Source organism: Clostridium sp. UBA2485, assembly GCF_002341865.1.
Taxonomy (GTDB): Bacteria; Bacillota; Clostridia; order Clostridiales; family Clostridiaceae; genus Clostridium_J.
This window is the reverse complement of the sequence record NZ_DDOV01000038.1, coordinates 56,311-70,808: the sequence shown is the minus strand read 5'-3', so window position 1 is coordinate 70,808 and position 14,498 is coordinate 56,311. Positions and strand designations below refer to the sequence as shown.

The 14,498-nt window shown below is 27.2% G+C and carries 15 protein-coding genes; 12 read left to right on the top strand and 3 right to left on the bottom strand.

The features are described from left to right. Nucleotides 1-31: 31 nt before the first annotated feature. The 3 genes from B3603_RS06985 (at nucleotide 32) to B3603_RS06975 (ending at nucleotide 2,017) form a co-directional block, all read left to right on the top strand. Nucleotides 32-889: a DegV family protein gene (locus tag B3603_RS06985; protein ID WP_291562455.1), complete on the top strand. Its 858-nt coding sequence runs from the start codon at nucleotides 32-34 to the stop codon at nucleotides 887-889. Nucleotides 890-1,344: 455 nt separating this feature from the next. Then, a complete protein-coding gene (locus B3603_RS06980; RefSeq protein ID WP_291562452.1) occupies nucleotides 1,345-1,518 on the top strand; it encodes a hypothetical protein in 174 nt (57 codons plus the stop codon). A gap of 313 nt (nucleotides 1,519-1,831) precedes the next feature. Next, nucleotides 1,832-2,017 (top strand): hypothetical protein, encoded by a 186-nt coding sequence (locus B3603_RS06975; protein WP_291562449.1) that lies wholly within the window; start codon nucleotides 1,832-1,834, stop codon nucleotides 2,015-2,017. Between the two features lie 82 nt (nucleotides 2,018-2,099). On the opposite strand, the gene B3603_RS06970 is transcribed toward B3603_RS06975, so the two are convergent. Next, nucleotides 2,100-2,261 (bottom strand): hypothetical protein, encoded by a 162-nt coding sequence (locus B3603_RS06970; protein WP_291562446.1) that lies wholly within the window; start codon nucleotides 2,259-2,261, stop codon nucleotides 2,100-2,102. Nucleotides 2,262-2,276: 15 nt separating this feature from the next. Further along, complete coding sequence (locus B3603_RS06965) at nucleotides 2,277-2,969, bottom strand: geobacillin-26 family protein (RefSeq protein ID WP_291562444.1); 693 nt, start codon at nucleotides 2,967-2,969, stop codon at nucleotides 2,277-2,279. 366 nt (nucleotides 2,970-3,335) lie between these two features. On the opposite strand from B3603_RS06965, the gene B3603_RS06960 reads away from it, so the two are divergent. The 6 genes from B3603_RS06960 to B3603_RS06935 all read left to right on the top strand — a co-directional run bounded on the left by B3603_RS06960 (nucleotide 3,336) and on the right by B3603_RS06935 (nucleotide 9,085). Next, on the top strand, nucleotides 3,336-3,812 hold the full coding sequence (locus tag B3603_RS06960; protein WP_291562441.1) for a DNA polymerase: 477 nt from the start codon (nucleotides 3,336-3,338) through the stop codon (nucleotides 3,810-3,812). 209 nt (nucleotides 3,813-4,021) lie between these two features. Beyond that, nucleotides 4,022-4,522, top strand: coding sequence for a transglycosylase SLT domain-containing protein (locus tag B3603_RS06955; RefSeq protein WP_291562438.1), 501 nt, complete (start codon nucleotides 4,022-4,024; stop codon nucleotides 4,520-4,522). Between the two features lie 226 nt (nucleotides 4,523-4,748). Beyond that, the gene (locus B3603_RS06950; protein ID WP_291562435.1) at nucleotides 4,749-5,447 is read left to right on the top strand and encodes a response regulator transcription factor; all 699 of its coding nucleotides are present in this window, start codon (nucleotides 4,749-4,751) and stop codon (nucleotides 5,445-5,447) included. A 3-nt stretch (nucleotides 5,448-5,450) separates the two neighbouring features. Then, nucleotides 5,451-6,437: a sensor histidine kinase gene (locus B3603_RS06945; RefSeq protein ID WP_291562432.1), complete on the top strand. Its 987-nt coding sequence runs from the start codon at nucleotides 5,451-5,453 to the stop codon at nucleotides 6,435-6,437. A 10-nt stretch (nucleotides 6,438-6,447) separates the two neighbouring features. Beyond that, on the top strand, nucleotides 6,448-7,197 hold the full coding sequence (locus tag B3603_RS06940; RefSeq protein WP_291562429.1) for an ABC transporter ATP-binding protein: 750 nt from the start codon (nucleotides 6,448-6,450) through the stop codon (nucleotides 7,195-7,197). Continuing rightward, nucleotides 7,187-9,085 carry an FtsX-like permease family protein gene (locus B3603_RS06935; protein WP_291562427.1) on the top strand — a complete coding sequence of 633 codons (1,899 nt, stop codon included), beginning with the start codon at nucleotides 7,187-7,189 and terminating at the stop codon, nucleotides 9,083-9,085. Before B3603_RS06940 ends, B3603_RS06935 begins: the two co-directional genes overlap by 11 nt. A 247-nt stretch (nucleotides 9,086-9,332) precedes the next feature. Here the strand turns inward: B3603_RS06935 and brnQ are convergent, their stop codons facing one another. Then, nucleotides 9,333-10,658: a branched-chain amino acid transport system II carrier protein gene (gene brnQ, locus B3603_RS06930; RefSeq protein WP_291562423.1), complete on the bottom strand. Its 1,326-nt coding sequence runs from the start codon at nucleotides 10,656-10,658 to the stop codon at nucleotides 9,333-9,335. A gap of 780 nt (nucleotides 10,659-11,438) precedes the next feature. Between brnQ and B3603_RS06925 the strand changes: the two genes are divergently transcribed. The 3 genes from B3603_RS06925 (at nucleotide 11,439) to B3603_RS06915 (ending at nucleotide 14,449) form a co-directional block, all read left to right on the top strand. Continuing rightward, nucleotides 11,439-12,305, top strand: a complete 867-nt coding sequence (locus B3603_RS06925; RefSeq protein WP_291562420.1) for a GDSL-type esterase/lipase family protein — start codon at nucleotides 11,439-11,441, stop codon at nucleotides 12,303-12,305. Nucleotides 12,306-12,500: 195 nt separating this feature from the next. Then, nucleotides 12,501-12,998 carry a DUF4358 domain-containing protein gene (locus B3603_RS06920; RefSeq protein WP_291562417.1) on the top strand — a complete coding sequence of 166 codons (498 nt, stop codon included), beginning with the start codon at nucleotides 12,501-12,503 and terminating at the stop codon, nucleotides 12,996-12,998. Between the two features lie 44 nt (nucleotides 12,999-13,042). Then, entirely contained in the window at nucleotides 13,043-14,449 is a 1,407-nt protein-coding gene (locus tag B3603_RS06915) for an MBOAT family O-acyltransferase (RefSeq protein WP_291562414.1), read from the top strand. Nucleotides 14,450-14,498: the final 49 nt, after the last annotated feature.

Sequence of the window (14,498 nt, the reverse complement as noted above, 5' to 3'; positions counted from 1 at the left end):
AAATAGTAATTTAATGATTGAGGAGAAAATTATGGCGGTAAAAATTTTAACTGATAGCACAAGCTATATTGATAAAAATATTAAAGAAGAATTAGATATAAAAACTATATCTTTAAATGTTATATTTGAAAATGATAACTTTAAAGAATCTGATATAAGTAATGAAAACTTTTATAAAAAGATGGAGAAGGAAGGAATACCTACTTCTTCTCAGCCTTCTATTGAAGAGTTATATGATGCTATGAAATATATTGTAGAGAATGGTGATAACATTCTGTGTATATTTTTATCTTCAGAGATGAGTGGGACATACTCAACGGCTCATATAGTAAAAAATATGATTTTAGAAGAATACGAAAGTGCAAAAATAGAAATATTAGATTCTCGTTCTAATTGTATGCAACTTGGATTTGCGGCTATTTTAGCTGCAAGAGCATCAAAGGAAGGGAAGGAATTAAAAGAAGTTAAGAGAATTGCTGAAGAAAACCTAAAGAGAAGTAGGTTTTTATTTATACCAGATAATCTTGAATATTTAAAAAAAGGTGGGAGAATTGGAGGAGCAAGTGCCCTAATCGGGAATTTACTTAAAATAATCCCTATTTTGACGGTTGAAGAAGGAAAAACAACAATATATACAAAAGTTAGAACCAAAAAGAAAGCTGTAACAACAATGTTGGAGAAAATGTTAGAAGATACTAATAAATATGGATTAGGGGAAGTAGTTATTCATCATATCAATTGCTTTAATGAGGCAATTGAATTAAGTAATAAGATAAAAGACATCTTTGGTTTAAAGGTTGAAATATGCGACATAGGACCAGTAATAGGAGTTCATGTTGGCCCAGGAGCAATTGGAATAGTTTATTATACAAAGCAGGATATTAGATAATTAAGCAGCCGTAGAACTTACTCTACGGCTATATTTATTTCGTATTATGAATGCCACAGGTTATACCTGTAGTTCCAGAGAGCTTTTAACGGTGAGCAGAAAATGCTGATTTTGTAAATAAATAAAATTTATTATAAGAAGCTAAAGTATTAAAATAGATAAACTAATAAGTTAAAAAGCACTATTTTGAGCAATGAATAAAGTATTTGATTTAGAATAGAAGCTAATATAATCGTAGAAAAAATAGCTATTTTAATGGCACTAGGGGAGTTTTGTATAAGTTATATAGTTGAATGTGCGGGTAGCACAGCCAGTAACACGCTCTTATAGGGCTAAAGCAAGTCACCCGTTTTACAGGTGGTCATGACTTTTTTATCCTGTGTGTCACATTTTAAAGAATAGGCAGTACCTAAATATATGTAAATAAATTATACACATATGGAAGCAATTATATTATGACAGAACTAAAAGCTGGACAACTGGTGAAAATTGTGGATGAAGTTCCTAGCAACAGAACATTGTTAGAATTTATTGGGTCAATGGAAGAACATTTAGGAAAGATTGTTACAATTGATGGTGTTTTTGAAAAATGTGTAACACTGAAAGAAGATGTTTATGGATTCTCGTGAGATAAAAGAGTAATTGAAAAAATTATAGAGGAAAAGGCAGAAGTTAGGATCCTAAATAATTACTTAGAATTTAAAGAAGCTATTCCAAATTTTGTGGGTAAGATACTCAGAAAAATCCCTATAGAATGAGGTTTACATAAGTTAATAGTAAATAATAATTGTGTAATTTGTATTTTTACAATTAAAAACAGAAAAGGAACAGTTTTAAAGGTTGAGAGCATATCAAAATGCCATCCTGAAGATACGTTTGACTCAGAAAAAGGTGCTGAGCTGTGTTTATATAAAGCATTACGTAAATAAGGGAGTAAAAAATATGGGGGAATTTCTAATTAATATGTGTACCATACTAATTACAGTTGTTTTTGCAGGAGCAATTACATTAGTGATGATATGGCTACTTACAACAGCTCTAAATTTTGTATTTGTTGAGATTGGATTAAAGGAAATTTCAATGAGTAGAAAATTTATTTTATTGTTTTGTGCAATGGTTATGAAGTGAGGGATTAGTTGAAAAAGTAAGGAATTGTTTTTATTAGTTTAAAACTAATTCTTAAACAATTCCTTGCTTTTTTAAAAAATTTCTACATAAGGGACAACCCCACTAAAAATAACATGCCTAAATTTAAAAGTATAGCTAACCATATAAGAAGAAAAAAATATTTTGTTTTTCTGTTTTTTATACAACATGCAACAGAAGATATAAACACTACTACAGCTTCTATTACTAAAACTTTAGTAAACATAAACAAATCTATATGCTATTTAGCTTCATCATAATAGTCGTTAGCATTTATAGTAGCCTTATAGTATGGAATTGCGTTTACTCCTGCTGATGCAAGAACACCTAAACCTCCAAAGAATGCAATTACTGCTGCTTTTCCCTTTTCGTATGGAGCTTTGAATAAGTTAGCAGTTACAGTTGCTAACATAGTAGCAGTTCCTGCTGCCATTATTGCAAGTTGAGCTGCTTCCATATCGATAACTGCATTTCTAAATCCCATAAGAGCAGAAGAATTACTTGAATTTTGCATTACAGTTTTGGAACCATTAGGTACTTTTAAACTCCACATTCCACTGGTGTATTTAGCATAAAAATATCTATGATTTATATCACTCCTAGAATGGGCAAGTTCAGCACCTCCGCCGCCTCCACCAATATCACTACCTAATAGAGGGCGCAACCTACCATTTTCTACGCTTACAGTAGCTATAGTATCTACAATTTTTTCATTATTATCATCTACAACAATTATATTGCCTGTTAGTTTGTTATAAGTAGCTGTATATTCCCCAGTTGAATCTGATGCTTTTACAATACGTTGAAATTCATTATCTTCTATAACTGTACTAGTACAATCATTTCCTTCAGATGCAAAAGCCTTAGGTGCGATAGTAAACATTGTAAAAAATGCTACTAGCATAAAAGATATAATTTTTTTAAAGTTTTTCATAAATTTTTCCCCCTTTATAATTTATTTTTTTACAAAAAACTTCTATATTTACAAGTAATTCGCTATTTGGAGTTATATTCCTTCTTTAAATTCAAAAATTTTTGAATTTATGTAATTAAAATATTGCAAATAAAACTTTTATAAATAGAATATCACAAACAAGAATTAAATTTACTGTTGGATCATGTAGCAATTTGAAAGGATTCCTCAATTAAAAAAAATTATTTTGACATAGAATTACCTATAACAGAAGGTGCATTGCTATGGAAAAGGAAGGTTTTTTAATAGATTTAGAATTTGCTGAACAATATAAAAGGGAACTTACTGAGCAAATACAGGAATTAGAGGGCAGGATTAAGGTAGGATTTGGTTAATTCTAATCATCAGCTAGGTGGCTTAATTTATAACTATTGGGAGATTAAAGATACTTCCAATGGCAGCGTAAGTGTTGACACATTAGCCGCTATTGTTCATAAATATGAAAAAACAGTTCCACAGGTTTCATATATTAAGGATTTGCAGGAATATAGAAAGATATATACATTGATATCTACTTATATAGAACTGCTTCCACAAAAAATATATAAAGATAAAAGGCTTCATGGAAGTTTTAATCAATGTGATACCGTTACGGCCAGATTTGCATCCAATAAGCCCAACCTGCAAAACTTTCCATATGATGCAAGAAAAATAATAGTTGCCCCTGAAGGGAAGCTAATAGTAGAATTAGACTTTTCACAGATAGAACCAAGGTTCTTGAATCATATAAATCAGTATAAAGATTTCATGGAGACATATAAGACTGACAGGGGCTTGTATTCAGAAATAGCTTCTTTCAATTGATTTCTTTTCACGTGACACAGTCACTTTTATCAAAAAATTTATTAAAGAAATTAGTTTGATTAAAACTAATTTCCACTATAATTGTGAATTGAGGTACTTAAGGGTATAGTTATATTCAGCTATAAATTAATTTTTAAGGTAACTTATCTATATATAGTTAATATGCTTTAAAAGTTAAGGGGTTAAGTGGAGCAGGGAGGTAGATGAATATGAAAAAGTTTGGAGTACTCATAGTAGGGTTAGTAACGTTAATAATAGGAATGATAGTATTTGCTAGAACTATGATTTATCCATTAAATAATAAAGACATAATCGAAAAATATGGAGAGAAATACAACGTAGATCCAATATTAATTGCAGCAGTGATTCATTTTGAAACTAATTTCGAGGCAGTTGAATATGTAGAGGGAAAACCTTCAGGATTAATGAAGATTACAGATGAAGCTGGTATAAAAATTGCAAAGGAAATGGGAGAAAATTTATATAAAAAGGAACAAGTTGCTAAGAATGATACAAATATTAAGCTTGGAACATGGTATATATCTCAAAGTTATGCAGATAAAAATTATGATGAAATGATGGCTAATTGGATTATAAGAAATGGTAAAGAAGACAAAGAGATGATTGATTATGCAAGAAAATATTATGGTGAAAGAATAGATCAAAGAGTAAAGATGTATAAATTTTTATATCCAGAGTTAAGAAAGTAATATGTAAGCAATAAATTAATTTCCTTCTTAAAGTTGTGCATTATCTTAAGTTGTGAATTGAAATGTTTAAGGGAGTGGCTATATTAAGCTATACATTAATTTTTAAGGTATTCTATGTATATTAGTTTTTAGATATTATTATAAAATAGTTATTAATAGCTAATCTTAAAAGTAGAAAAGTTTTATACTATAATTAAAATAAATCATAAAGAAAGGAGCAATTTTAATGAATTATAAAATAATGATTGTTGAGGATGATAACAATATTGCAAGGTTACTTGCTGAATATATAGAAAGATATGGTTATGAAGTAATCATAGCAGAAGATTTTGATGATATATTGGAGATGTTTAAAGAAGAAAGTCCTAGTTTAGTACTTTTAGATGTAAATTTACCTAAGTTTGACGGATATTATTGGTGCACTAAAATAAGACAAATATCATTATGTCCCATAATATTTATATCTGCAAGAGATAGTGAAATGAATCAAGTTATGGCAATAGAAAGTGGTGCTGATGATTATATAACTAAGCCTTTTTATTATGAAGTAGTTCTTGCCAAGATAAAGGGTAATTTAAGAAGAGTTTATGGAGAATATTCATCGCCAGCTAATGAAAGGATTGTAGAACTTGAAGGATTAATATTATATCCTGAAAGGTCTGAACTTCATTTTAATGATAAGAGTATAGTTTTGAGCAAAAAAGAAACGGAACTTTTAGATACATTAATAAGAAAATATCCCAAAGTTGCAACTAGAGAAACACTTTTAGAAAAATTATGGGATGATGAGAGCTTTGTTGATGATAATACCCTCAATGTAAATATAACTAGAGCTAGAAAAAGACTTTTAGAGCTAGGAATAGAAGATGGGATAGAAACATTAAGAGGTTCAGGATATAAAATAAATGTTACTTGGAGGAAATAATTAATGAGACTATTTTTGAGAGAGCATATGGGTCTAATAATACTTTATTTAATGAACTTTATTGCTCTTTTAACTATATATTTTATTTTTGGGGGATTAAATAGTATACCAAATTTAATATATTTTATCCTTTTAAGTTCCTTTCTTTTAATATGTTATTTAATTCATAGATATTATAAAAATAAGCTGATTTATAAAAATTTAGATAATAAATATGACAGCTTTGAGGAAGTATTAGGGGAGTTTGGAGATTCTTCTTTGGGTAGAAGTATGAATAAACTTTGTGAAGAGCTTTATGGTTTTTATCAACAAGAGGTTCATATTCAACTAAAAAAACAAGAAGAACACCTTTCTTTCATAAATCAATGGGTACATCATATGAAAACGCCATTATCTGTAATAAAACTTTATATACAAGAACATGATGAAGAAGAAGTAGTTGAGAATATAAAAGGTGAAGTTGATAAACTTGAAAGAGGATTAAAGCTAGCCCTTTACAATGCTAGATTAGATAACTTTGAGCATGATTTTAATATTAGCAATTTTTCTCTAAAAGAAGCTATTAATGAAGAAGTTATATTTCTTAAGAGATTATTTATAAAAAATGGTGTGTTTCCAAGAGTTAATGTAGAAGATAATCTTATTATTAATAGTGATAGAAAGTGGATATTATTTATAATGGAACAACTTATAACTAATTCCATAAAATACTCTAAAAATAAGGGTAAATATGTGGATATTAGAGGGTTTAGAGATGAGAATAATACTATAATTGAAGTAGAAGATAACGGTATAGGTATATCTAAAAAAGATATTAGACGAGTTTTTGAAGCTTTTTACACCGGTGAGACTGGAAGAAAATATGGAGAATCAACAGGTATGGGATTATATTTAGTAAAAGAAGTTTGTGATAAGCTTGGTCATCAAATATATGTTGAATCTGAAGAAGGTATAGGTACAAAAATTAAGGTTGTAATTAAAAATGTTTAGAGGTTATAATATGAATTTGCTTGAATTAAAAGAAATATATAAAGTATATGGTGAAGGAATAATAGCTTTAAAAAATATAAATTTATCTATTGAAAAGGGTGATTTTTTAACTGTTATGGGGCCATCTGGAAGTGGGAAAAGCACTTTGTTAAAAATTGCATCAACAGTTTTAGAACCTTCAGCTGGAAAAGTGAAGATTAATGGTAGTTATATTAAATTTAAAAAAGATGAAGAGCTAATTCTTGCTAGAAGAAGAAATTTAGGATTTGTTTTTCAAGATTTTAAATTATTAGAAGAATTAAATGTTGAAGATAATATAATATTGCCACTAGTACTAGAAGGGAAAAAACAAAAGTTTATTAAAGAAAAGCTATTAAGGAATTCGGAGATTTTAGGCATTGAAAAAATTCTAAAAAAAAGTATTATAAATCTATCCGGCGGGGAGAAACAAAAAGTTGCTATAGCAAGAGCACTTATAAATGATCCTATGATGATATTTGTAGATGAAGGTACAGGAAAATTAGATTTTAATACTTCACAAAATATAATGAAGTTATTTGAAAAAATAAATAAGGAGCTTAAAACAACTATATTTATGGTTACTCATGATCCTTATGTGGCGAGTTTTAGTGAAAGGGTAGTATTTCTTAGAGATGGAGAAATCTATAATGAAATATACAGTGGAGATAGTAAAAAAGACTTCTATAAAAGCATTTTAGATGTTATATCTTTCCTTGGAGGAAAAATCTATGAAATTTGAAGAGATATTACTTAAAAATACTTTTAGAAATTTAAAAAAGTATATATATTATTTAATAACTAGTACCTCTTCAGTTTTTGCCTATTTTATATTTTCTATCATATTAAATCATCCTAAAATGTATGAAAAACAGTATCGAATAGTAAAAGATGAAATACTGAGCTTTAGAGAAGCATTGTTTATTATTTCTATATTTTTTGTGCTATATTCATTAAAGAATTTTATGCTTTTAAGAAAAAAAGAATTCGGAATATTTAAGACCATTGGAATGGATAAAAGAGCCTTTTATAAAATAATTATTATTGAAAATATTATTATTGGTGGATTATCTATATTACTAGGAATAATTTTTGGTATAATTTTTTCTAAGTTTTTTCTTATAATATTTTCATCAATGCTAGAAGGACCTGAGATGAATTTTTATTTTTCTATAAAGGTAATTAAGGAAGTAGTAATTAGATATGGGATACTCTTTACTATAATTCCTTTTATTGCGTCAAGAAAGATAATAAAATCTACACCTTATTCGTTATTATTTCTTCATTATAGCAATAAAGAAAAAACAAAATTCTATAAAATATTTAGTATTTTAATGTTTTTTTTAATATTATCAATAATTATATATATTAATAATTTTATTCAGGAAGATACGAATATATTTTTTATAAAATTTATCTTGTTAATATTGATAAACTATATATTCTTAAAAAATATTTTATTAATATGTTTAAATTTTATAAAAGATATAAAGATAATATACTTAAATAAGAGTAATATGTTATTTTTATCTGGTATAACAAGAAAAATAAATAATATGATCTCTCTAATAATCTTAAGCACATTTTTGTTAACTTTTTCATTCGTATTATTAAGCTTAGCTTATATAGAAATAAATATATTAAAAAAAGAATTGAAGATAGCAGTACCTTACACATATAGTATAGTTTTAAAAGATAATACTAATTATGAGAATGTCCAAAAATCTATAGAAAATATACTTAATAATAAAAAATTTAAATATGTTAAAGATGAATTTAAGCTTTTGATGACAAATGGAGAGAACAATATAATCTTTATAAAAAATAGCGATTATAACTCTCTTTTAATATCGAAAGATAAAACTGAAGTTTCTTTAAAGAAAAATGAAATAGTTCTTATAAATAGGGGGATACAATTTATTGATAAAAATAATACAAATGAATCTCATATTTATATAGATGATATAGAATTAAAAACTACTGATATTATAAGAAGCAATATTGATTACAGCTTACCAATTGGAGACATATATATTATATCTGATGAATTATATAAAGAATTAGAAGAGAAATACACGACTTCTTATTATATTGGATATGAAGTAGAAAATTGGGAACAATTAAGCAAAATTAATGAAGATATATATAATAATATTAAAAAATACTCATTAGATGATAATATAGATATTACATCTAGATTATCAAGATATATAGCACAACGAAATTCTTCTAATATGACGATATATTTTGGTGGATTTATATCAGTATTACTTTATTTTATGACGTTAAGCTTAATACATTTTAAGTTTTATAATGATACTCTTTTAGATAGAGATCGATATGAAGGATTAATGAGCATAGGGTTAACAAAGAAAGAGTTAAAGAAATTAATAACAAAAGAGATGTATTTCATATTTTTCTTACCTTATACTATCAGTTTTATCAATACTAAAATTGTAATCGAACTATTTAAAGAGAGTTTTACTACTGATATAAACGTTTATTTAAATATGATTTTAATAATAATTTTTGTTATAAATTTAGTATATTTTTTAATTTGGAAATATAAAAGCTTAGATGAATTAATGTTTAATATCAATATGAACACTACTTCAAAAATAGATAATTAATTTTAATTTTTGCTACCTCAGGGGAACAGTAGTGAAGCCCTTTAGGGTTTCCCTGAGGTGCAGTATACTTAGGAACAATACCTATTTATTTAATTAAAATAATGAAAATAGATAATATATCTAAATTATATTGCCCCAAAGTGATTGTATCACTTTTACAATTTTAGAGATTGTACATCTATAGTAATATTTTTTACGTAAATAAAGCCTTATAAAAGTTTTACTTTTATAAGGCTTTAACTATAAATTAAGCATTTAATTCTTTAGCACTTTTATAAGGTACAAACAATCCAATAAGACCACCAATAATACTAGGTATCAGCCAACCAATGCCTACATCATAAAGTGGAATCATATGAGCAATTTCATATAGAGGAGAAAAAGTAAATCCTAAGCCTTCAATTACTTGAATAAAACTTATAACAAATGCACATATCATAGCTCCAATATAAACCTTAGGGTTTGAATTAATATATTTATCTATAAATGATACTAATATTAAAATAATAGTTAATGGATATATCATAAGGAGAAGAGGTTCAGTCACCTTAAGAATAACACTTAAACCTAAATTAGATACTATAAAACTAAATAAACAAACTAATCCTATAATTTTCTTATAAGAAAGCTTTGAAGACAATTCAGCAAAGTAATTTCCAAAAGCTGAAACAAGACCTACTGAAGTTGTTAGGCATGCAAAGGTTATAATTAATCCTAATAATAATATACCGCTTGTACCAAAAAGATGGCTCATAACATTTGTAAGTATAGTTACACCATCTTTTGTTTGACCTAGAGAACTACTTGAAGCACCTAAATATGCCAATGAAAAATAAACAATTAATAAACTTAATGAAGCAATTATACCACTATAAATTGTATTTTTTGCAATTAGTTTTGGTTCTTTTACACCACGTTCTTTAATAGAGTTTATAACGATTATAGCAACAATTAATGCACCAACAGCATCTAAGGTTAGATATCCATCTAAAAATCCTTTTAAAAAAGGTGTATGGGCATACTCTCCAATTGGAGCTGAAAAACTGCCTATTGGTGAAATTATAGAAGTTATAGTTACAATACCTATCATAAATAGTAAAGCAGGTGTTAATATTTTACCTATACGATCTACTAATTTAGATGGATTTAATGCTAAGAAATAAGTAATTATAAAAAATGTAAAGGTAAATAAAATTCGTGCAATCCACCCACCTTGAAAACCCTGTGGTAGTAAAGGTATTACACTCATCTCATAAGATACTGCACCTGTCCTTGGAACAATACACAATGGGCCCATTGCCATATAAATAACAATGATAAAAAACTTAGCAAATTTAGGATGAACACGGCTAGCTAGTTTATTAGAGTTACCGTCAGCCAGGGCCACAGCTATTATAGCTAGCAGTGAAAGACCTACATCTGCTGCAATAAACCCTAAGATTGCAATCCATGTATTAGTACCAGCAGCTTGACCTAATGCGGGTGGAAAAATCATATTTCCTGCACCGAAAAAAATAGCAAATAATAATAGTCCTATAGATAATATTTCACTGAACTTTAAAGAATTTTTCATAGATGGCCTCCTTCATTATTTTGAAGATAAAAGTATAATTTCTTTATTTTTTACATTAATAGATTATTTTTTAACATATTTTTAGAGAAATATTATAAATTTAAATTTGTGGAAGATTTTAAATTTCTCTTAATTTGGGTATTAGATATCAAAATATGAATATTCGAATATTTATATTGAGGCTTGTAGTAGAAATTAAAGTTTGTTGTTTTAAGTAGTAAAATTAGTTATTTATAATTCCTTTCATTTTAATTTAAAATAGATGTAAAATCAATAATAATATTTTAGTATTGTTATGATTAATATGCAATTTAGACAAAATTTACTACAGTATATAAATTATCATCAATAATAAGAATGTATATAACCAAGCTAATGTAAATATTTTGGATTATCATAAGTATTTAAAAATTTTTTATAAAAGGATATTGTTTAAGTATATCTTAAAATTTACCTTAAATACCATAAATTTATTATTAATTAAATGTGAATAAAAGATTACAATATAAAATTGTAATATAACTAATTAAGAAATTTTAAATTTCAAATTATATTGGAAAATACTACATAAAATCTTATGTAGTATTTTTGTTGCATAGAGTTTTATATTAATTTAAACTAAATATAAATAAAGTTAAATTGTTAACTTTTCTTAACCTTTTCTTAACCTTTTAAGAAAAAATAGGGATATAATTTTCTTATATACTATTTGTCGATAGATGTTATGATTTAACATTTAAATGTATATATTAACTAAGAAAAGATTACTAGAGGTGTATTATGAAAGGATATAGAAGAAGAAAAAGAAGAAAATTAAGAATTGTTAATCCAAAGAGATTTTTTACGTCAATAACCGTTACTACTTTAGTTGTACTTGCTGTATCAATACCTATAAAAAATTATGTATTTAAAAGTGTTTTTGGTAAGAATACCGCATCGGCAAAAAGTAACGTTAATATAGATAAAAATAATGATAATAAAATTGAAGATTTTAAAGAAAGTGGAACTTCTAAAAAGAAAGATAAAGATACCTTAAATATAGATAAAGTTAATCAAGAAAAAAATAATAATACTAATTCTTCTTTAAACAATAGTAATCAAGCTAAAAAAGTCGAAATCGATAATAAAGAATTTTTTAAAAATGCTGTGTTTATGGGAGATTCTATAGCAGAAAGTTTAGGTTTTTATGAGTTTCTAGATGAGTCTCGTGTTATAGCTGCTAAAGGGCATACTGTTATTAAGGCACAGAAAGATGTGGACAAGGTGGCTAGTTTATCACCAGAAAATATATTTATACTTTTTGGAATGAATGATTTAGAAACAGGAATAGATGGTCAGCAATTTGCAAAGAATTATGCGGATCTTATACATATGCTTAAGGAAAAATTACCTAAGGCAAATATTTATATTCATTCTATTCTTCCTATTAATGAAGAAGTACAAAAAGAGGATCCATTACTTGCAAACACTCGTGTTGATGAATTTAATAAAGCATTAATAAATATGGCACAAAAAGAAGAAGTAAATTATTTTAATATAGCACCCCTATTAAAAGAACATAAAGATTTATATGAGCCTGACGGAAAACATACTAAGTATCAATTTTATGAGTTATGGCTTGATTATATAAAAAATAATGTAAAATAATTATTAGGTATTTTCAAAAAAATAGGTAGTCACTATTTTTCTATATTTTATGTCATACTGCATCAATAGGATCTCTAGATATAATTCTATCTAGAGAAATTAGTGATGCAATAAGACGTAAGATATCTTGGGAATCCTTGACTAATTATTTTAGATGCTTAAAAATTTAATATAGAAAAAGGAGATTTAAAGCAGATGTTAAAACTATTTAAAAAAATCAACAAAAAATTTCTTATTACTATGGTTGTAGGTACCGTTGCGCTAGGAGCTTTAACTGGATGTTCCGATAAAAAAGAAGAAGCTAAGAACCTTTCAGCAGTAGAAATAGGAGAAAAAATCAAACAAGCTGTTAACCTAGATGAAATGAAAGAAGGAGATAATGACAAACTTCAAAAGCTATATGACATAAGTGCTGATGAAATTGAGAATTTTGTTCTTTATGTAGCTCCTACAAATCTTAAAGCTGATGAAGTGGCAGTAATTAAAGTTAAGGATGCTAATGATGTAGAAAGTGTTAAAGGAAAATTATCAAAAAGAGTAGAAGAACAAGGTAAAAGTTTTAAAGATTATCTTCCAGATGAATATTTCTTAATAGAAAAACATGTATTAAAAACTAAAGATAACTATGTTCTTTTAGCAATATCTAAAGATGCTGATAAAATAGAAAGTGCATTTGACGAAGCTCTTAAGTAGCAATAATTTGAGAGTTAGGCTGTTGCTTAGGAGGTGGACAAACTTTGGTATTTAGTAGTCTAATTTTTATTTTCTTATTTCTACCACTAACTATTTTTATTTACTATATATCTCCTAAGTCTCTTAGGAATTTAGTATTACTTTTAGTAAGTCTTGTGTTTTATGCATGGGGAGAGCCTCTGTACATATTAATAATGATATTTTCAACAGTATTTGACTACGTTAATGGTTTACTTATAGATAAGTATAGAGAACGTAAGGGGATTGCTAGAGCGGTATTTATAAACTCCATTGTAATAAATTTAGGGATACTTTGTTTCTTTAAATACTATGGATTTGTAGTGGATAATATCAATAATATTTTTAACTTAAGTATAAATGCGTCAACTCTTCCACTTCCTGTGGGAATATCTTTCTATACATTTCAAACTATGTCCTATGCTATTGATGTATATTTAGACAAAGTACCTGTGCAAAAAAACATTATATCTTTTGGTGCTTATGTTACTATGTTCCCACAACTTGTTGCAGGCCCTATAGTAAAATATGGGGATGTTGCTAAGCAATTAGATGAAAGAAAAGAAACTTTAGATAAGTTTGGCGAAGGAGCAGAATTATTTATAAGAGGACTTTCTAAAAAAGTACTTCTTGCAAATAATATAGGGCTTCTTTGGACTACTGTGAAAGCAACTCCTATGGCAGAGCTTACAGTAATTTCTGCATGGCTAGGGATAGTTGCCTTTACCTTCCAAATTTATTTTGATTTTAGTGGATATTCTGATATGGCATTGGGCCTTGGGAAAATGTTTGGCTTTGATCTTATGGAAAACTTCAATTACCCATACATATCAAAAAGTGTAACTGAGTTCTGGCGTAGGTGGCATATTTCATTAGGTTCATGGTTTAGAGAATATGTGTATATTCCTCTTGGCGGAAACAGAACAGGACAACTAAAGCAGCTTAGGAATCTGTTTGTAGTATGGTTTTTAACAGGATTATGGCATGGAGCAAACTGGAACTTTATTTTATGGGGATTGTATTTTGGATTTTTTGTAACTATAGAGAAGTTATTCCTTTTAAAGTGGCTTAAGAATAGACCTAAATTTATAGGACATATCTATACTCTTATTATAGTTATTGTTGGATGGGTATTTTTTGAATTTGAAAGCCTATCTTTAGCAATGGGATTCATAGGAACTATGTTTGGTTTTGGCAAGCATCTATTAATGGACAGTAAGACATTATATTACATATCAACTAATATAGTATTGTTTATGGTATTAGCAATTTGCTCAACTCCACTTCCAAGAAAGGTTATTGTAAGTATAAGAGAAAGATTGAAGATGGTGGGTGCCATAGTTGTTCCACCTCTATATTTAATATTAATATTTCTTTCAACTGCTTATTTAGTAAATGAAACCTATAATCCTTTCTTATACTTTAGATTTTAATAGTATTAATATACATATATATAGATGTACCACTTCTAAATTTAATCTA